The 21,719-nt window shown below is 28.8% G+C and carries 15 protein-coding genes; 5 read left to right on the forward strand and 10 right to left on the reverse strand.

Annotated elements, in window-relative coordinates; translation table 11 throughout:
* Positions 1–127: 127 nt before the first annotated feature.
* The 6 genes from tamL to ACULEV_RS06180 all read right to left on the reverse strand — a co-directional run bounded on the left by tamL (position 128) and on the right by ACULEV_RS06180 (position 9,774).
* A complete protein-coding gene (gene tamL / locus ACULEV_RS06155; RefSeq protein WP_445457792.1) occupies positions 128–2,416 on the reverse strand; it encodes a translocation and assembly module lipoprotein TamL in 2,289 nt (762 codons plus the stop codon).
* An 8-nt stretch (positions 2,417–2,424) separates the two neighbouring features.
* Positions 2,425–7,383, reverse strand: a complete 4,959-nt coding sequence (locus ACULEV_RS06160) for a translocation/assembly module TamB domain-containing protein (RefSeq protein WP_445457793.1) — start codon at positions 7,381–7,383, stop codon at positions 2,425–2,427.
* A gap of 205 nt (positions 7,384–7,588) precedes the next feature.
* Positions 7,589–8,710, reverse strand: coding sequence for an AI-2E family transporter (locus ACULEV_RS06165; protein WP_445457794.1), 1,122 nt, complete (start codon positions 8,708–8,710; stop codon positions 7,589–7,591).
* Between the two features lie 71 nt (positions 8,711–8,781).
* Positions 8,782–8,967 carry a CsbD family protein gene (locus tag ACULEV_RS06170; protein WP_445457795.1) on the reverse strand — a complete coding sequence of 62 codons (186 nt, stop codon included), beginning with the start codon at positions 8,965–8,967 and terminating at the stop codon, positions 8,782–8,784.
* A gap of 48 nt (positions 8,968–9,015) precedes the next feature.
* Entirely contained in the window at positions 9,016–9,495 is a 480-nt protein-coding gene (locus tag ACULEV_RS06175) for a Dps family protein (protein ID WP_445457796.1), read from the reverse strand.
* Positions 9,496–9,528: 33 nt separating this feature from the next.
* Entirely contained in the window at positions 9,529–9,774 is a 246-nt protein-coding gene (locus tag ACULEV_RS06180) for a hypothetical protein (protein ID WP_445457797.1), read from the reverse strand.
* 135 nt (positions 9,775–9,909) lie between these two features.
* Between ACULEV_RS06180 and pyrF the strand changes: the two genes are divergently transcribed.
* From pyrF to ACULEV_RS06200, 4 genes are all read left to right on the forward strand, one after another.
* Positions 9,910–10,743, forward strand: coding sequence for an orotidine-5'-phosphate decarboxylase (gene pyrF / locus ACULEV_RS06185; RefSeq protein WP_445457798.1), 834 nt, complete (start codon positions 9,910–9,912; stop codon positions 10,741–10,743).
* Between the two features lies 1 nt (position 10,744).
* Positions 10,745–11,128, forward strand: a complete 384-nt coding sequence (locus tag ACULEV_RS06190; RefSeq protein ID WP_445457799.1) for a DoxX family membrane protein — start codon at positions 10,745–10,747, stop codon at positions 11,126–11,128.
* 5 nt (positions 11,129–11,133) lie between these two features.
* Positions 11,134–11,937 (forward strand): ABC transporter substrate-binding protein, encoded by an 804-nt coding sequence (locus tag ACULEV_RS06195; RefSeq protein ID WP_445457800.1) that lies wholly within the window; start codon positions 11,134–11,136, stop codon positions 11,935–11,937.
* A 65-nt stretch (positions 11,938–12,002) separates the two neighbouring features.
* On the forward strand, positions 12,003–12,812 hold the full coding sequence (locus ACULEV_RS06200) for an alpha/beta fold hydrolase (protein ID WP_445457801.1): 810 nt from the start codon (positions 12,003–12,005) through the stop codon (positions 12,810–12,812).
* A 162-nt stretch (positions 12,813–12,974) separates the two neighbouring features.
* On the opposite strand, the gene ACULEV_RS06205 is transcribed toward ACULEV_RS06200, so the two are convergent.
* Complete coding sequence (locus ACULEV_RS06205; RefSeq protein WP_445457802.1) at positions 12,975–13,685, reverse strand: DUF4197 domain-containing protein; 711 nt, start codon at positions 13,683–13,685, stop codon at positions 12,975–12,977.
* 130 nt (positions 13,686–13,815) lie between these two features.
* Between ACULEV_RS06205 and ACULEV_RS06210 the strand changes: the two genes are divergently transcribed.
* Entirely contained in the window at positions 13,816–17,241 is a 3,426-nt protein-coding gene (locus ACULEV_RS06210; protein ID WP_445457803.1) for a methylmalonyl-CoA mutase family protein, read from the forward strand.
* Between the two features lie 214 nt (positions 17,242–17,455).
* Here the strand turns inward: ACULEV_RS06210 and ACULEV_RS06215 are convergent, their stop codons facing one another.
* From ACULEV_RS06215 to ACULEV_RS06225, 3 genes are all read right to left on the reverse strand, one after another.
* A complete protein-coding gene (locus tag ACULEV_RS06215; RefSeq protein ID WP_445457804.1) occupies positions 17,456–17,809 on the reverse strand; it encodes a VOC family protein in 354 nt (117 codons plus the stop codon).
* 363 nt (positions 17,810–18,172) lie between these two features.
* A complete protein-coding gene (locus ACULEV_RS06220) occupies positions 18,173–18,718 on the reverse strand; it encodes a type 1 glutamine amidotransferase domain-containing protein (protein ID WP_445457805.1) in 546 nt (181 codons plus the stop codon).
* A 196-nt stretch (positions 18,719–18,914) separates the two neighbouring features.
* Entirely contained in the window at positions 18,915–21,650 is a 2,736-nt protein-coding gene (locus ACULEV_RS06225; protein WP_445457806.1) for a choice-of-anchor I family protein, read from the reverse strand.
* Positions 21,651–21,719: the final 69 nt, after the last annotated feature.

The raw sequence follows: 21,719 nt of genomic DNA on the forward strand, positions 1-21,719 counted from the left end.
AAGCTATAAATAAAACCATTTTCAAAGCTTATAAGATTCCTTAGAATTCTTACATAATAATTATGTGAAAGAAGATTGTTTTTATTTGAATTTATATGTTTTTCTATATGAAAAGCTTTACTTTATATTAAAAAGGGTAACCAATTGCTAAATTGAATATTAGATTTTCTTTTCTCCAATTTCTACTGCCAAAGTCAATTTCATCAATTACCCATTCACTTCCTTTCGGTAAATAGGGTTTTCTTAATGGAAAAGCAAAATCAGTCCTTAGGATTAAGAAAGAGAAGTCGAATCGAAGTCCAACACCAGCTCCTATTGCTAATTGATTCATGAAATCTTTTGAAAATGTAGCACCAGGTTTATTAATATCTTCATTTAATAGCCAAATATTACCACCATCAACAAATACAGCACCTTTGACTAAATCATAAATTTTAGTTCTTAATTCTGTATTAAATTCAAATTTTATATCACCAGATTGATCAGGTAAGAAAGTACTATTTGTTGTACTACCATTAAAGATTCCTGGACCAATAGAACGTGCCCGAAAAGCTCTAATACTACTTGTTCCTCCTATGAAGAATTGTTTTATAAAAGGAAGCTCATTAGAATTACCATAAGGAATACCAACTCCCATAATTACTCTACTGGCTAGTTTTGTTTCTTTCCCAAAGTTTAGATAATGTCTAAAATCTATTTCAAATTTTGAAAATTGACTAAAAGGAACTCCAAGAATAGTTTTAGGATTGTTGGCATCATTAGCACCTAATATAAGTCCGGTTGCATTAGCAGATAAATCTAAAGCACCTTTAAAATAGAATGTGTTCTTTTTATTGGCCAGCATTGTATTGGTATAAGTATAAGAATAAGTTGGACCAAAAATAAGTTGCTTTTGTATTATTTTTTCTAGTGATGGATTAGCATCAATTTGTTGCTGATATAAGTCGGTAACACCGTTTGATGTGGTATAAGTAATATCTAAAACATTAAAATTGTGTTCTTTTCTCTCATTTTCTTTCCATAAATACCCAAATGAACTTTTGAAGGTTTGTAAGGAATATAGTTTTGCTCTAAACTGGTATTCATAACTTAATGTAGTTTTTGTTCGAGGTACATAACCACTAGCAATATGAGTTTTAAAAGGAATGATAAACCTTGGCCATGTTAAGCTAGATTCTCCACCAAATCGATATACATTAAAACCATTGTTTTGACCAGAAACTTGGACTTCTAATCCTCCAAAAATGGATAATGTAAGTAGTTCAGCACCTCTAAAAGTATTTCTATTGCTCCAGTTTATGTTTAGTTCTGTTCCAGAATAGTTTGCTGAATTACTTTTCGCTAATGCTTCTAATCGAATGGATTTTTTTGGTAATGGAGTTAAATAATAATAGGCATCTAGATAATTACCAGTGGTATCACTTTCTTTAAATTGATTTTTTACAAATTTAAATGTACCTAAAGTAATGATTCTATTTAAGGATAAATTATGGTTGGTTCGATTGTATAAATCTTCTTTTTTAAAATATAATGTATTTTCAAAAACAACAGGTTTAAAAAGCTTTTCATCATCAATAATAGTGAAATTTTCATATTTTGTAGATGTATTAGAACTTTTGCTTAATGTGTCATTATCAATTTTAAAGGTTGGGTAAACATATACCGAATTAATTTTGAAAGCTTGTTTTGCTTTTTCTGGAGTAGTGTTTTTAATATCTATAAATAAGTCAACTTCATGATTTCCTACTGTGCTATCTATTTTTGTAAGTATAAAATTCTCATTAAAATAATAGTAGCCTAATTCTTTTAATTTAGTATCAATTCTACTTCTTTCGTTTTTAATTTTATCTAAATCATAAGCTTCACCAACCCTTAAAAAGCTATTCTCTTTTAAATCGGTAATTTGTTTAGTTACAACTGTTGAATCATTTGGATAAATAATTTGTTTTATTTTGTATTGATGATTTAATTTTACACTATATTTTGCAATTGCTTTTTTGCCTCTTTTAGTAGAATCTGAAACAGTTTGCACATTAAAGAAACCTTTATTTTCAGCATGATTTTGGATAATTTTCTTATTGTATGCTAAATCAACTTCGCTAAATAATACTGGTTTTTCTCCTAATTTGTATTTAATCCAATGTCTAAAACCTTTTTCTTTCTTTACATTTCCAGCAAGGTTATAAAAGAAAATTCCAGGTCTCATTCCTAAAATAGAGCGATTAGGTTTTGGTCTAATTAAATTATCTAAGTTATTTTCAATTTGTTTTCTTTCTGCTCTTTTTGTTTTTTCTCCATTCACATCTAATTTGTGACCAATGTATAGTAAATCACCTTCAGGAATATTCTTGACACCACTACAAGAAAATAGAAGTAAGGTTGTTGCAATTATATATAGGAGATGTAACTTTTTCATAAAAAATATTATTGTTTTTTTGCTTTACTTTTTTGAAATAACTCTTTAAACTTATCATAATTCATGGTAATTATAAAAGCAACACCAGTTTCAATTACTTGGCCTTGTAATGCTACTTGATAATTATTTTTTCTATAGGCTTTTAACCTATACCTTCCATCTTTAGTAAGCAAATACTCGGCAGTTAAATCACCAGCAATATTGTTTGCTTGTTCGTTTTCATTTTGTGAGCCTTCCACTCCAAAACTACTTCCTACTGTTACTTTCAAACGATCATCTAATAATTCTTTTGAAATGCCTACATTTAAATCAGTTTTATCTTTTTTTTGACCAGAAGAATAATCTTCAGTTGCCTCTAAGTCGAAGTCAATTTCAAAGCCTTGAATTAAATCTCCAGCTAATTGATTTAATTGTTCAGATAAAATTCTACTAGCACTTTGCCTAGCTAAATAAGTTGCACTTATGCCACCACTTTCACTCTGAAAAGGGTTTTTACCAATAAATCTATTTAATAATAAGATGGCAAAGACTTGCTTGTTTAAAACATCTTCTTGTTGTCTAATTTGTACTAATTTGGCTTGAGTAGTATTAATTACTTCAGTTGAAACATCATTATTCCCTTCTGGTAAAACGATATCAAATTTAATTTCTGGATGTAATAATTCACCCGACATTTTTAATTGGGTTTCAAATGGTATTTTTTGTTTATATGTATTTCTAACTTCTGTAGAAACTGTTCCTAATTGGTCGTTTACCAAATCAATAGGAGCAATGTTTGATTTGTAAATAGCAGTTACATTAACATTTGCTAGAGTAGGTTCGCCTGTCCATAAAATATAACTACCTGGTTTTATATCGAATTTTCTTTTAATTAAATTAAAATTCATTTCATAAGAACCATCAGTAAATTCATATTTACCAGTTAAAGTGGTTTTTCCAGAAGCATCAATACCACCACTAAGCTTTGCTTCGCCTTTTAATCTTAAAAAATCACCGTTTGCTTTGTCAATGATAATAGATATTTCTGCTTCCTTATCAATCTCAATATTTACAGATGCATTTATTCCTTTTACTTTTGTCTCTGTAATTTTTTTCATTGGATCTTCAATCGTGATTAAAACAGGTTGATCTTGATCTATAAACTCTACAATGCCTTCTCTATCTGTAATTGAAGGGTCTTCTTGCGGCAAAACAAAGGTGAACTTAGTGTCTTTGTTAATTTTAACACTACCATTTACAATTGGATTATTAAAATCACCTTTTATATTTAAATTATTGTCTAAATATAATTCACCATAAAATAATTCATTATCATTTGCTTTAGAATTTAGCGCTTTAAAATTATCAGCAACGACATTTAAATCAAAACCTAAATTTGAATAATCTGTACTTTTAATTGTACCATTTATTTTTAAATCATTATCATTTTCGTCTTTCAATTTAAAATTATTAAAAACAATTATATCTTTTTGAAAGAGGATAGCATCATTAATAAGCTTAAATTTTGAATTTAAAGGAACAACATTAAAACCAACTTCATTAAATTTTATACGGCCTTCAACATTTGGGTTTGAAGCTTTTCCTGTAACAAGAACTTTACCATTTAAATAACCTTCACTATCTTTTAAATTTCCTAAAGTGAAAGCTTGTAATGAACTCATGTTTAATTTTTGTAAATCGATATTGAAATTCAAAATTTGTGAATCGGTTTTATAATCACCATTTATTTTTACCACATTGTCATTTCCAGTTAATGCTAGGTTAGCATTATAAGTGTTGGCTATTTTATTATCAATTTTTAAAGCGATATTTCCTACTGTATCTTTTTTTAAGGTGAAATTTTCTATGTTTACATCAGCAATGAAAAGCGGAGATTTATTTATGTTTTTTATGGTAGCATTTCCATTTACTGTTCCTCCAAATTCATAATTAGAACTCACAATATTAGTAATTGATTGTATTTCAAAATTGTTCAAATTAACTTCAATTGGTGCAGAGAAAGACTCATTTTGTGATTGTATGACTATTGCATTTTGGTTTTTTGAAAGATTGAAATTTTTAATATTAACTCCTTCATTATTTATTGCAATTATATTGTCTGATTCAATAGTCCAATTTTCATAATTTAAAATTAATTTTTCTGAATTTAATTTAATTTCTGATAGCCCATTTTTTAACAAATAATTTCCAGAAACAGCATATTTTTCCACTTCTTTGGAATCAATAACACTTAATTGATAATCTATTTGATTGTTTTCAACTTTACCAGAAATTTTTGTTTTTGGAACGATGAAATCATTATTTTGAATTTTACCAATGTTTAAATCATAAACTAAGGCTTCATTCTCAGTATTAATTGAAAAATTTCCTCCAGTAATTTCATTATCTGCATAATTTAGATTTGGAATAGAACCATTAATTATAATTGTATCGTTCACTGAGTTGTATTTTCCAGTTATTGAGATAGCGGATAATTCTTTTAAATCTGGAACAATTTTTTTAAGAATTTCTTCTTCTTTAATATTAATTTCAAAGGATAAATGCTGTGGTTTTGAAGGAATTTTATTTCTCGATTTAGAATTAGTATCTAAATATTTTGATAAGCTATTCGAAAGTGTATTACCAATCGTAGTTAAATCATAATTACCATTTACAGTTGCATTAACAAACTGAGATTTTAAAATAATAGAATCTTTTTCAACTGAAGAAACTGCTCTTAAAGTTATGGTGTCTATCGGAAATTGCTCATGTTCTAAAGCAACTAAGAAATTCGTAGCACTTAAATTCCCGTTGAGGTTGTCTATATCAAGAGCATTAAAATCGGCATTAATGTCTCCTTTTAATTTTAAGGCACTAGCATATAAGTTTAATTTGTTTAAATCTATTAATTCGATATTTAAATTTAGTTTTGCTTTTGGGGTTTTATCATTAAAATTTCCAGAAGTGTTTAGATTGAATGTTAAATTAGGATCAGTTGCTTGTGAAAGTAGGGTGAAATTACCATTTTTTATAGTTCCATTTAAATCAATATTATTGTAATTATATTGATTATAATTTGCCGAAAGAATTTTCATTTCCACTTTTGCATCGGCTTTTTTTGGATCCAAAGAGATTCCTTTTATGCTTGTATTTAATGAAACAGCTCCTAAATCTTTATTTTGAATTAGTTTACCAATGTTAAATTGGTCTAGTGAAGCTAATACATTATATTTTTCATTATTTGGACTAGATTGATCAAATAAAGCATCAACAATCGCATTTCCAAAGGAGCTTTCTATGTTGAACTTAGTTTCAAAATTATTGATATAACCTTTGAAATTTCCATTAGCAACAAAATGTTCGGGTAACGTTATTGAATTTGGTATTGTTCCTTTTGGCAATAAAATATTTATGTCTTTTGACGTACTTTCGATAGTTGAAATGGTTAAATCGAAATAAGTTTCGTTTATATTTGGTAAACCTAAAATAGAACCATTTAACTCTATTTTTGTAGTACCAATTCCAGAAGCTTTTACTGTTTTTATTTGAAGATCATTTAATTTACCAGTTGCATTTATAGTAAAATTGGCAATACTATTTTGATACTGATTAAATGGAGAAGTAGTTGCTAAATTTGGCACTAATAAAAGAATGTCTTTAAAACCTAATTTACTATTGCTAAAATTAGCTTGTAATTGAATAGTTTCTGGATTATTTGTCAATGAAGTTATAGAAGGATACTTCAGTACTATATTTTCGTTTTTTAGATTAGTTTGTGGTGTACTAATTTCTAAATTTTTAAGGAATGCATTTTGTTCAGTATACTCAAATTGAGTGCTTAAATTATTTAGGATGAATCCTCTTTTTTCTGAAAAATTAAAACTATCAATTATGCCAGAAAATTTTGATGCAGAATAAGCTAAATCTTTAGCTTTTAAATTTAGTTTGTTAATAGATAAATGATTAGCGTCTAAGCCAGCTGTTTTTTCTATTTTGTTATTGTTGTTGTAAACAAAATTTGTGTTTTTTAAGGAAATAGTATTAACTGTAAAACTCCAGTTTGAATTGATGTCTTTGCTTTCTTTGTCTATTATTTTTTTTTCTAATTTCCCAAGTTCTAATTTTCCATAAGTATCTTCAAGAATTAAATCTTTTATTTCAATTTTTTGATTCTTTAAATCTATGTTTTTTACAGTAGTATTTAGTTTTTCAAATCCAAGACTTGTTCCTAATTTTGAAGTTTCATTTATATAAGAAACCGATATTTTTGAGAAATCAATTTCACTAAGTTTTAGAGTTAAGTTTTTCTCTTTGGTTTGTTTTTGAATATTTTTATTGATTTTGTTAGTCGTTTCTACTAAACCTTGATTTAGATTTAATTTAAAATCATCTAATTTAATTTTTGGAATATCGAAATTTAAATTAGCTAAGTCAAAAACTTCAAATTCAGTTTCAAAATAATTAATACTTACATTTAAATCATTTTTGTTTATAACATCATTATAGTAAAACTTACTTTTTTCAATTTTAATTTGGTCAACATTAATAACCATTGGTTCAGAAGCTGTAGTATCTTTTTTAGTCTCAAAAGCTTTAATAATATAATCAAAATTGAAAACAGAATCTTTGTTCTTACTAATTTTACCTGTAATACCTTCTAAATTAACATGATTAATTTCGAGAGTGTTATTCCATAATTTGAATAAGCTGATATTTACATCAAGTTTTTTTCCAGCTAATAAAGTATCACCAGATTGATCTTCAAAATAAAAGTCGTTTAGTATTATTTTTTTTGGTAGGCCTATTTCTATAGAACCTATATCTACATTAGTTTGTATTTTATTTTCTAAATAGGTTATCGCTTTATTTTTAACAATTTTTTGTACAAAAGGAATTTGTAAAGCAATAATTAAAAGAAAAATAAGCCCAAAAATTGAACCTATTATCCATAAAAATACTTTTAAAACTTTTTTTAATTTACTTTTCAAAATTCTAACGTATAACTTGCTACATTATTTTGTTACTCATAATGTTTGCAATTGTAAATATTTGCTTTTTTCTTTTGCTTAAAACTTGCGTAAAAATACTTTTTTTCTGCTATTTTTCTTTCAATAATAGCTGATGGCAAACCAAATCTTTTATCAATTTAAATACTTTGAGTAGAATTTGATTTTAAGTTTTAAACTAAGAGATTTATGTTTGTTTCCTTTTTCTAATTTCCTTCCAAATTTTTAGCCTTCTTCTTGCTTTGCTTTTTAAAAACTCATCAGTGGGTTGACCTAATAAAAATCCTATAGCATGAAATTGAGTTGAATGATCAAAAATTACTTTTAAACTTGCGGTTATGGGTAATGCCAAAATCATACCTGATGTTCCCCATAACATGGAGAAAGCAATTATCGAGAGTATAGATACAAAAGCATTAATACTTACTTTTGAGCCAGTAATATGTGGAGTTATAAAGTTACCTTCTATAAATTGTATAAATCCAAAAATACCGATCACTCCAACTGCATACCAAGCGGAATCTTTTGTTGCCAAAGCTACTATTGCTGGTAAAAGTGAACCAATAATGATACCTATATAAGGGATTAATAATAATAAAGCACATAAGAATCCAAAGAAAAAAGGATAATCGATTCCTAATAATAACAATCCAATAGAGTTTAAACAACCCACAATTAGCATAACGGTTAATAATCCTATTAGATAGTTTTGTTGTACTTCGTAAAGTTTGGTTAAAATTCCTTTTGTTTCTTCTTTACTACATCTTTTTGAACAAATAGAGTAAATAAAACTAATAAAGAATTTTCGATATAACAAGAAGAAAAACATGTATAAAGGAACTAACACTAGATTACTAAGAAGACTTCCAGAAGCCATTATGAAGCCTGTGATGTCTGAAAAATTATCTTTTACAACTTTACCCATTTTCATATTTTCAGTTTGGATAATTTCTTCAGATTGAATTCCTGTAGATTTTTCTGCTTTATTGATTAAGGGTATTATTTTTTCTTTTGCACTAGTATAATATTCGTTTCTTTTTGATGCAATTTCTTCCATTTTAATTCCTACGATAGAAACGACAGACATTATTAAAATAGTTAAAGTAATTATAGAAACTAGTGCAGATAAAATTCTATTAAATCTGAATTTCTTTTCTAAGAAGGATACAATAGGATACAATAAAACACTTAAAATTATAGCAAACAGCAGTGGAATGATTAATCCCTTTAACATAAAGGCAATAAATAATATGGCAATAAAGCCTAATAAATCTAGAGAGCTATGATGTTGTTTACTTTGTAAATTCATATAATGTTTTTATTAAATTGTAGCAAAAAAGAGGTTTTCACCTCTTTTTATGTTGTTAAATAGGTTTAATCCTACAACTCTGCAATCCATTTTTTGACTTCATCTTTTGATTTGCCAATTTTTTTCTGGATACGACCATACAATTCATCTTCTTTACCTTCTTCGTAAAGTAAATCATCATCGGTCAAATCTGCATACTTTTGTTTCATTTTACCTTTTAATTCATTCCAGTTACCTTTTAATTCTGTAGTGTTCATAATGTTTGTTTTTAAAATTAATACTTATTTTTGTTTGTTGTGTTTTTTTTAACTTAAATACTTTCTTAAAACCCAAGATTTAGATTCATGATCTAGAAGAATTCCAGTTAAAAAATCGGCTGTCCCTGCGTCTTTAGTTTCTTCTGCGTTTTCAATAAATGCTCTTAATTGAAGAATTATCTTTTCATGATCATCTAATAATTCTTCAAGCATTTGATTTTGATTCACATATTTTGATTCTTCTGATAGTATAGAGTGCTCTATAAATTCTTTCATTGTTCCAATAGTTTTTCCACCTAGTTTGCTAATTCTTTCGGCAACTTCATCTATTGTTTTTTCAAGTTTACTGTATTGGTTTTCAAAAAGCTTGTGCAACTCCATAAAACTATTTCCTTTAACATTCCAATGGAATTTTCTGCTTTTTACATACAAAACCATTTCATTAGATAATACTATGGTTAAATCTTTGATGCTTTTTATTAACTCTTTTTTTTCTAATCCAATTTTTGGTTCTAAAATAGTTTCCATAATAATTTTTTCATTGTTTGATTTAATACAAAGTTAAGCTACACCACTAGAGAAAGGTTTACAGGATTTTTGATAATCCTTATATAATTTTAATAATTGAGCTTTAAACCTTGCATTAAATACTAATTTGTCTTGAATTACATTGTTTTTACACGCAATGACTAATGATAACATGAACATTTCAAAATAGTTAACTTGTTTGGCATTAATTACTAAATCATTTGTACAAGTAGAAATTAAAATACTCATACAGTTAGTGGTTAATTTATTACTTTTCATAAGTATTATTCTTTATAATACAAATCTATTAGGCATGAGCCTCTCATTCTTTATATAATTTCAATAGATATTTACACAATATTTATTTTTGAAGTTTAAACTTTGTAGATTTGCAGGAACTACAATAATTTTTTCATGACAACACAACAACTTGTTAATCAAATTGAATCAAAAAGATCATTCTTATGTATTGGTTTAGATGTAGATTTGACAAAAATTCCACAATATTTAATAGAAACAGAAGATCCTATTTTCGAATTTAATAAAGCAATAATAGACGCTACACATGATTTATGTGTATCTTATAAGCCTAATACTGCTTTTTATGAAGCTTATGGAATAAAAGGATGGCAGTCACTACAAAAAACAATTAATTATATAAATGATAATTATCCTAACATTTTTACAATTGCTGATGCAAAACGTGGAGATATTGGAAACACTTCTTCTATGTATGCCAAAGCTTTTTTTGAAGATTTACATTTTGATTCCGTAACTGTTGCTCCTTATATGGGTAAAGATTCAGTAGAACCATTTTTAGCATTTGAAAATAAACATACCATCTTGCTAGCTCTAACCTCAAACGAAGGTGCTTTTGATTTTCAGATTAACAGCGAAGTTTTGGGAAGCAATGGAAAAGAATTATATAAGCAAGTATTAGAAACTTCTAAACAGTGGAAAAATTCAGAAAACCTAATGTATGTAGTAGGAGCAACAAAGGCAGAACATTTTACAGAAATAAGAAAAATTGTCCCAGATAGTTTTTTGTTAGTTCCTGGAGTAGGAGCACAAGGAGGAAGTTTGTCAGAAGTTTGTAAATACGGAATGAATAAAAATGTAGGTTTACTTATTAATTCATCAAGAGGAATTATTTATGCTTCAAATGGAGTTGATTTTGCAGAAAAAGCTAGGGCAGAAGCTTTGAAATTACAAAAGGAGATGGAAAATATTATTTTACATCAAAATTAAGATGAATACATTTATTATTAGAATAGCTTTGGCTATTATTTTGATTATGCATAGCGTTCCAGGAATGTTTAATGGTGGAATAAATGATTTTGGAAATTTATATTTGAATGAAGTTGGGTTTAGTCCTTATGGATTAATAATAGCTTGGATAATTAAATTATCTCATGTAATAACAGCTATTTTATTAGTTGCGAATAAATACATAAGAATAATTTCCATCATAACTATTTTAATACTTATAATAGGAATTATTATGATTCACCTTGCAGAAGGTTGGTATGTTGTAGGCGGAGGTAGAAATGGTGTAGAGTTTAATTTTTTACTAATCTGTTCATTTCTTACTATTATGTTTCCAAAAGGAATAATAATTAAAAATAAAAAGTAGTAAAATTGAAAACTTATACAGACCAAATAGGTACAAAACACACTTTTGAGACAACACCCAAGAGGATTGTGTCTTTAGTTCCTTCTCAAACAGAATTATTATATGACTTAGGTTTGGAAGATGCTATCGTTGGTGTAACTAAATTTTGTATTCATCCTTATCATTTAAAAGCAAAAAAGACAATTATTGGTGGAACAAAAAATGTTAAGTTTGAGAAGATAAAGGACTTAAAACCAGATATTATTATTGCTAATAAGGAAGAAAACACCAAAGAAATTGTAGATGAGCTAAGTCAGATTTGTCCAGTTTGGGTTACAAATATTCTTACTATTGAAGATAATCTGCAAATGATTAGAGATTTTGGTACACTTTTTAACAAGCGTACAGATGCTAGAAAATGGATTGATAAAACCAATTATGCTTTGCAAGATTTTGAAACTTTTATTGCAGACAAACCTATAAAAAAAGCAGCCTATTTTATTTGGGCAAACCCTTATATGGTAGCTGGAAATAACACTTTTATTAATGAATTATTGCAATTAAATCATTTTTGTAATATTTACGAAAATAAAGAAAGTCGTTATCCAGAAGTAGAATTAAAAAAAATTAGATTAGAAGGTGATCCAGATTATGTTTTTTTATCTTCTGAACCTTTTCCTTTTAAAGACGAACATGCTTTTGAAATAGGAAGGGTAACACACCATGCTAAAACCGTTTTTGTAGATGGAGAAATGTTTTCTTGGTACGGAAGTAGATTAGTTAAAGCCTTTGATTATTTCAAAAAATTGCACGAAAAAATGCAGGATTAATTAATAATTGTTTATTCTAACTATCTATTCTAAAGTACTACATTTGTATTTCTAAATTTATACATTTGATTTCTTATACTATTTATCAAGCAGAACCAGAAGAAACACTCTTAACTCAATCTGAAAATCAATGGGTTATTTTTATTCATGGAGCTGGAGGAAGTTCATCTATTTGGTATAAACAAATTAGAGCCTTTCAAAAGCATTTTAATGTTTTGCTTTTAGATTTAAGAGGTCATGGAAACTCTAATCAGCAAATAAAAACAGCATTTAAGCAAAAATATACTTTCAAATCAATAGCAAATGATGTAGTTGAGGTAATTAATCATCTAAAAATTGAATCCTCACATTTTGTTGGAATTTCATTAGGTTCAATCGTAATCAGACAATTAGCTGAAATGCATCCTGAAAAAGTGAAGAGTATGATTTTAGGAGGTGCAATTTTAAAAATGAATTTTCGTTCACAAATTTTAATGCGTTTAGGAAATTTATTCAAATACATTTTACCTTATTTAATTTTGTATAAATTATTTGCTTTTGTAATTATGCCAAAGAAAAATCATAAAAAATCACGTTTATTATTTATTAATGAAGCAAAAAAGTTATATCAAAAAGAATTCATAAAATGGTTTAAATTAACTTCGGAAATAAATCCAATTCTTCGTTGGTTCAGACAAGTAGAATTAGACATACCTACTTTATATGTTATGGGAGAAGAAGATTATATGTTTTTGCCAGCGGTAAAAGAAGTGGTAAAAAAGCATGTAAAAACAGCAGAGCTTTTTATAATTCAAAATTGCGGACATGTAGTAAATGTGGAACAACCATTAATTTTTAATACTGCAGTTGTGTCCTTCTTAAAAGAGAAATTTTAGCCCATAAAAAAACCACGTCTACAAAAACGTGGTATTTTTTTAACTAACCTTAACCAAACAAATATGAGATTTGTTACTTTTAACACTGCAAATATCCGACTATTTTAAGTTAAGATGTGTTAACGATGTGTTATATATATGTTATTGAATATTAAAATTTTGCTATTTAGTATCTTGCAAAGCAAATACTTTTTTTAATAAATCTGAAGTTCTCGAACTCAATTGGGTTCTAATATTTCCTTCTTCCACAGCAATCATTTTAAATACGCCTTCCATTGCTTTATTAGTTGTATAATCTGTTAAATCAGGATTTACTTTAGTAACAAAAGGAATACTATTATATTTAGTAATAATGTTAGCCCATACTTTATCAGCACCTACCTTATTAAAAGAATTTTTAATAACAGGATTAAATTTGCCATATAAGGCATTTGAAGTTGTACTTTCTAAATAAGAAGTAGCCGCTCTATCATTTCCCATTAATATATTTTTTGCATCATTAAAAGTCATTTGTTTTACTGCATCTACAAAAATAGGTGTAGCTTCTTTTACCGCATCTTCAGCAGCTCTATTTAATACTTTAAGACCTTCATCTGCTAATTTAGATAAACCAATATCTCTCAATCCTTTGTCAACTTTTTGTAATTCTTCAGGAAGTAAAATTTTTACTAAATCATTCTTAAAAAAACCATCAGTAGCGGTTAACTTAGTTACTTGCTTGTCAATTCCATTATCAAGAGCTTCTTTTAAACCATTTGCAATATCTAATTGACTTAATCCTGGAGTTCCTTGTGGTAATTGATCCATTACTTGCTGTAATTCTGAACAGCTAAAACTAATTAGAACGAATAAACTCAGTGTAAATTTTTTCATGTGTAATATTTTAGTACTTTTTTTATCAAAGATAATGCCTTTTTTTTTAGTTGGAAATTCTAAGCATAAATAAGCTAGGAAATTTATTAAATTCGTAAATTGCAGCCTTAAAATTGAGATAAAATTACAAATGGAACAACAACAACCTTATATTCCTGTAAATAAAGTAAGAATTGTTACGGCAGCATCACTTTTTGACGGACATGATGCAGCAATTAACATAATGCGTAGAATTATTCAAGCTACTGGCTGCGAAGTAATTCATCTTGGTCATGATAGAAGTGTAGAAGAAGTTGTGAATACAGCAATTCAAGAAGATGCAAATGCTATTGCTATGACTTCCTATCAAGGTGGACATACAGAATATTTAAAATATATGTTTGACTTGCTTAAAGAAAAAGGAGCAGGTCATATAAAAATATTTGCTGGTGGAGGTGGAGTAATTCTTCCAACAGAAATCGAAGAGCTTCACGCTTACGGAATTGAAAAAATCTATTCTCCAGATGATGGTCGTGCTCTTGGTCTACAAGGTATGATTAATGATTTAGTGAAACGTTCTGATTTTCCAATTGGAAACGTTTTAAATGGTGAAGCCAATCATTTAGAAAATAAAAACTCAAGAGAGATAGCTCGTGTAATTTCTGCTGCAGAAAATTTCCCAGAAATAGCAAAAGAAACGCTAGATAGAATACACAAAGAAAACGAAACCTCTAAAATTCCAGTTTTAGGAATTACAGGAACTGGTGGAGCAGGAAAATCATCTTTAGTAGATGAACTTGTGCGTCGTTTTTTAATCGATTTTCCAGAAAAAACAATTGGATTAATCTCAGTTGATCCTTCAAAACGCAAAACGGGTGGAGCACTCTTAGGAGATAGGATTCGTATGAATGCTATTAACAATTCTAGAGTTTATATGCGTTCTCTAGCAACACGTCAATCTAATTTAGCGTTGTCAAAATATGTTGCAGAAGCCATTCAAGTATTGAAAGCAGCTAAATATGATTTAATTGTATTAGAAACTTCTGGAATTGGTCAATCTGATACAGAGATCATGGATCATTCTGATGTTTCTTTATATGTAATGACTCCAGAATTTGGTGCGGCAACTCAGTTAGAGAAAATCGATATGTTAGATTTTGCTGATTTAGTTGCGTTAAATAAATTCGACAAAAGAGGTGCTTTGGATGCAATTAGAGATGTGAAAAAACAATACCAACGCAATCATAATCTTTGGGATGTAAATCCAGATGAGATGCCAGTTTTTGGAACCATTGCTTCTCAGTTCAACGATCCTGGAATGAATACATTATATAAAGCTATAATGGATAAGATTGTAGAAAAAACTGAATCTGATTTAAAGTCTACTTTTGAGATTACTCGTGAAATGAGTGAGAAAATTTTTGTAATTCCTCCTCATAGAACACGCTATTTATCTGAAATTGCAGAAAATAATCGTAAATATGATGAAACTGTGTTATCACAAGTAGAAGTAGCACAAAAATTATATGGAATTTTCAAAACTATTGAATCTGTTAATGGAAATTTTCCTCAAATAGACAAGGCTGGAATTATTGAAGAGTCACTACAAATTAACGATTCAAACAAAGATTTCGTTTCTTTATTAATAAAAGAATTTGACCGAGTAAAAATGAATTTAGATCCATTTAATTGGTTAATTATTCAAACTTGGGACGAAAAAGTAAACAAATATAAAAATCCAGTTTATAGTTTTAAAGTTCGTGATAAAGAAATTAAAATTCAAACACATACAGAATCACTTTCGCATTCACAAATTCCAAAAATTGCTTTGCCAAAGTACCAAGCTTGGGGCGATATTTTAAGATGGAATTTACAAGAAAATGTACCAGGAGAATTTCCATTTGCTTCTGGATTATATCCATTTAAGCGAGAAGGTGAAGACCCAACAAGAATGTTTGCAGGAGAAGGTGGACCAGAAAGAACAAATCGTCGTTTTCACTATGTTTCTTTAGGTATGCCAGCAAAGCGCTTATCAACTGCTTTTGACTCGGTTACACTTTACGGAAATGATCCAGATCATAGACCAGATATTTATGGTAAAATTGGTAATGCAGGTGTTTCAATTTGCTGTCTAGATGATGCTAAAAAATTATACTCTGGTTTCGATTTAAGCCATCCTGCTACTTCAGTTTCCATGACAATTAATGGTCCAGCACCTATGCTACTTGGTTTCTTTATGAATGCTGCCATCGATCAAAATTGTGAAAAATACATTAAAGAAAATAACTTAGAAACTGAAGTTGAAGCTAAGATTAAAGCAATTTATAAAGCAAAAGGCACAGAAAGACCAACCTATAACGGAGCTTTACCAGAAGGTAATGACGGTTTAGGATTAATGTTGTTAGGTGTTACAGGTGATCAAGTGTTACCTTCGGATATTTACCAAGAAATTAAAGTAAAAACGTTAGCACAAGTTCGTGGAACGGTTCAAGCCGATATTTTAAAAGAAGACCAAGCACAAAATACCTGTATTTTTTCTACCGAATTTGCATTGCGTTTAATGGGCGATGTGCAAGAATATTTCATTAAAGAAAATGTTCGTAATTTTTATTCGGTTTCCATTTCAGGATATCATATTGCTGAAGCAGGAGCAAACCCTATTACACAATTAGCCTTTACTTTAGCGAATGGTTTCACTTACGTGGAATATTATTTAAGTAGAGGAATGAATATTAATGATTTTGGACCAAATCTATCCTTCTTCTTTTCAAACGGAATTGATCCAGAATATGCCGTAATTGGTCGTGTAGCACGTAAAATTTGGGCAAAAGCTTTAAAATTAAAATACGGAGCTAATGAAAGAGCACAAATGTTGAAATACCATATTCAAACTTCTGGTCGTTCGTTACATGCACAAGAAATTGATTTTAATGATATTCGTACTACATTGCAAGCCTTATATGCCATTTATGATAATTGTAACTCATTGCATACCAATGCTTATGATGAAGCAATTACAACACCAACAGAAGAATCAGTGCGTAGAGCAATGGCAATTCAGTTGATTATTAATAAAGAATTAGGCTTAGCCAAAAACGAAAACCCAATTCAAGGTTCATTTATCATAGAAGAATTAACCGATTTAGTTGAAGCAGCCGTTTTAACCGAATTTGATAGAATTACTGAAAGAGGAGGTGTTCTTGGAGCAATGGAAACAATGTATCAAAGAAGTAAAATTCAAGAAGAATCGATGTATTATGAAATGTTGAAACACACTGGTGAATTTCCTATTATTGGTGTAAATACATTTTTAAGTTCAAAAGGTTCACCTACAATTGTTCCTTCTGAAGTAATTCGTGCTACAGAAGAAGAAAAATTATTCCAAATTAAAACCTTAGAAAATCTTCATAAAGGAAACGCAGAGAAAGCAAAAGAACAAATCAATCTGCTACAAGAAGCGGCTATTAAAAACGAAAATATTTTCGAATTACTAATGGATGCTACAAAATACTGTACATTAGGTCAAATTACTTCAGGTTTGTTTGAAGTAGGAGGTCAGTATAGAAGGAATATGTAGTTTTTAGAAAATAGAACAAAGACCTTTCAGAAATGGAAGGTTTTTTTATTTAAATGAATTAGGTTTATATAAAAGATAAAATCATACTACTTGATTATTCTATTAACTGTGTTCAGTTGAGAAACTTACGGATTTTGGAATACATCTCTGTCAACCAAGCCCCAGTTTTATCTTATGGACTAAATTCATTTTATCCTGCCAACGCGCTTTTCTATTATATATGTGTCAATAAATTAATGGTTACTCCGTTGGGGTCTTTTACGAAAAATCGTCTTACTCCCCAATTTTCATTAGTAATTGGATATACAATTTCAACCTTTTGTTTCTTAGCCTCTTCGTACCATTTATCAATATCTGAAACTTCAATGGATAAAAATATAGCCGAATTATCTAAAGGTTTGTTTTTGTCGTTTCGGAAAATTGAAATCTGTGCGGTTTTGTTTTCTTTTGATGTAAAAGTCAAAATCCAATCCATGTCCATAGCTAAGTACATTCCTAAAAATTCTGTATAGAATTGCTTACTTTTCTCTATGTCATTTGAGTAAATATTCGGAACAATTCGTAGCATAGTTAATTTATTTTAGTTTTATAAATTCAATTTTTCATCTTGTTGCAAATTACTTAATTTGTATTTAAAACTACTTGATTTGTATTTTAAGTTACTTGATTGGTTTATCAACCTACTTGATTTGTATTTTAAGCTACTTGATTAGTTTACCAACCTACTTAGATTTGTATTTTAACCTACTTGATTAGTTTATCAACCTACTTGATTAGTCTTTCAATCTACTTGATTTATATTTTGAGTTACTTGATTAGTCAGCATACATACTTGAAGAGAAATTCATTCTTTCCTAATAAGAATTCATAAAAAAAGCTGTTCAAAAAAAAATACTCTTTTTGAACAGCTTCATCAAAGACTAAAGATGTTTTATAAAGCATGTTCATGCTTGCCTTCTTTAATCTCTTCTACCATTTTTTTGTTAAAGGATGATAAATCATCAGGTGTTCTACTAGTTACTAACCCTTTATCTACAACCACTTCTTTATCATACCAATCTGCACCTGCATTCATTAAATCTTTTTTAATGGAAGGATAGGAAGTCATTTTTCGACCTTCTACAACTTCAGCATTAATTAAAGTTTGTGGCCCATGACAGATGGCTGCTACAGGTTTTCCTTCTTCAAAAAAATGTTTTACAAATTGTAGCGCTTTTTCATTAGTCCTTAAACGGTCGGGATTAATTACCCCACCAGGTAGAACTAAAGCATTATATTCTGAAGCAATTGCTTCCTCTAATGTTTTATCCACAGGATAAGATCTTCCCCAGTCAGTAGAAGCCCAAGCTTTAATACTTCCAGATTCTGGACTTATTATTTCGGTTTGCCAACCTTCCTTTTCTAATGCTTCTTTTGGAGATGTTAATTCAATTTCTTCAAATCCATTGGTAGCTAAAATTGCTATTCTCTTTTTCATAATTTTAAATTTTTAAAAGTTTATATTATTAATTTGTTGGTAATAAATTACTAATAAATTGAGGTATAAGCCTTACATTATTTTTCAAAATTATTACAGAATTACCATGTCTCTTTATTTAATTAAATGATTTGTAATAACTAAAAGACCTTCCAAATGGAAGGTCTTTTTGGAATCAACGATAACACATTTATAATTATTCAACAACTACTTTTTGTGTGATTCCATCTTTTGTTTTTATGAAGTAAACTCCTTTAGGATAATTCATTTCCAAGCTTACTATATTTTCTTTTTCAGTTAGTTTTTTACCAAGCATATCATATAAACTAACACTTATAGCTTCGCTAAAATAAACAATTCCGTTTTTAATAGGATTTGGATAAGCTAAAAATTGATTTTTCTGTGTAAATGAAGTAGTGGATAAAACATCATTGGTTATTTCATACATACTTAATGTGGCACTAACTTCATTAGCCATAATAATTAAACCTTTATTAATTGGACTATTTTCTGGTGTAATATATATAATTCCTTCAGGACCTAAATCTCCTCCAATAGTACTTGTGTTTCTACTATTCTTATACGAAATGAATATTGGCATCATTGGGTTGGTAATATCATAAGTCATTAATCCACCAGTTCTTTCTAAAGTGATGAATGCATAAGTAGCTCCATTAATTTCAGCAACTGTGATTCCTTCAGGTTCAGGTCCTTTATTATCACTTCTGTTTTTTAAATTATTATTATCATTACTAACATTAAATAAAGCTCCAAAAACAGGATCTGCTGCTGTAATTCTTTCAAAATCAGAACCACTATCGTAAACTAATTGACCAGTTGTAGCATTCCAAATACTAAAAGAACGTGTTCCAAAAACATGTATTTCATCAAAATCACCGTCATTATCTGTATCTCCAGTAGCATTAGTAACGGTCAATCTTCCTAAGTTTTTACTGTTTTTTAAGAAAGATGCATTTGGAAAAGCAGTAGCATCTAAAACATAACTACCACTACTTATTCTAGTTTCTTCAGATAAACCGTTATAATCTCTAGCATCACCTTCATTAGCTGTTACTAAATAAGTTGTTCCATTTACAGTATAATTTGCAATAGCATCTGGCATATACATTCCTTTTACTGGCCAACTACTCATAAAAATTTCACCAAACTGATCTGAGGAATCTAATTCATTACCAGAAATCATATGATCTTTTAATCCTAATGGTGTGATGGTAGTAATTTGATTGTTTACCAAATCTATTGTTGCTAAAGCATTATTTTCTTGTAGAGTTACCCAAGCGGTTAAACCATCTGCTGCAACAGTAATATATTCTGGTTCTATGTCTTTTGAAACAGTGGCATTAACACCATAAATACGAACATTATTAGTCCTTAAACTAGCTAATTGACTATCAAAAGCATTAAAGTTTAAAGTAACTACATCTGATTGTATTACTCCGTTATATCCATTAGTAACATCAATAATTGAAATACTTCCCTCTGGATCAATAGTGTAGTCATTATTTGGTTGACCTTCATTAGCTGTTAAAGCTTTTGTTCCATCTGGTGTGAAAGTTATCATATCTGGTAAAACACCAACTTCTACTATTGAGCCAATATTTCCATCAATATCCATGAAAATAACTTTTCCATTGGCAAAATTTGCACTTTCAATAGTTGCTGCAACGATGCCATTTTTAAATGAAATACTTGTACCACCTATTCCATAGCTTGATAAATCTATAGATTGTATAGATGAAATTGATGTAGGATTTGAAAAATCTAAAATTTCAATTCTAGAAGCTGTAGAATTCATGACAAATAAACGTTGTGAAATTGGGTCATGTGCTACAATTTCCGCTGAACCAGTAGCATCTACTAGATAACTTGTTAAAAAGTTAATATCAAGACTTGTTGCTGTAGTTGGTACATTTTCTTCGTCATCTAAAATATAAATTGTTTTTTGTGTTATTCCAGAAAGATTACCACCAGTGGCATTTGATAATTCTAATACAAAATAGGTATCTCCATCAAAGTTTGTATTATTCGTTAAAGGAATAGTAACCGTTTGCGTTGTAGTATTAGCAGGAAAAGTAATTGTCTGATTTGTAAAGCTATATTCTAAACCATTTGTTGCTGTTCCAATTGAATTAACAACGGATAATTCGACCGTTATTGGAGAAGCAGACGAAGCTGTTAAAGATAAAACAATGTCAACAGAGTTTTCATTTTCATTAACAATTGAAAATTCGCTTGAGAATGAAATATCAGAAACACTGCTATTGAAAGCCATAGTATTAAAAGGTAAATCTGGAGCAATACCATTACTACTATCATCTGCACTTGTGTCTTCAGTTTGCCAATTGGATGCAGTATTTAATTCAGATAAATAATTATTGATTGCTAATCCAGTTCTAGGACCATTATAATTAGCTATGTCAGTTCCTTCTGGTAGTAAAATAGCAGTTGAACCTATAGTCAAACCAGAATTAGTTAAATCTCCAAAACCAGTTGATGAATTTGAAATAGCAGCCAACATAGTTGTTACTGTTCTAGGTGAGGTTCCTAAAAAAGCAAACATAGCATCACTAGAAGAAGAAAGACCACCAGCATTATTAACAATGATTGTTCCTATTGATGGAGTAATTGAAGCACTAATAGAATTAAAAGTAACAACAGTTCCTTCTGGAATAATTGTTGAACCCGAAGACCATGTAAAATCACCTTCATCAGTTCCAAAACTTGTTCCGTTCCATTCAGAATCACAAAAGATTATTTGTGTATTAGCTGGAATATCTTTGAAGGTTACAAATGCTATATCGTCATCTCCATCAGCATTAAAACCTGTAAATGCAATATCTCCTGTAGTTGTTAATTGCGCTTGTGAGAAATAAGCGAAAAATAAGAATAATAGCGTAATTTTTGTTTTCATTTTGTAAGTTTATTGTTGTAGTGCAAACTTACCTTTATGGTTTAATGAATTTGTTATTTAAATATTATC

Source organism: Flavobacterium sp. HNIBRBA15423, assembly GCF_052655965.1.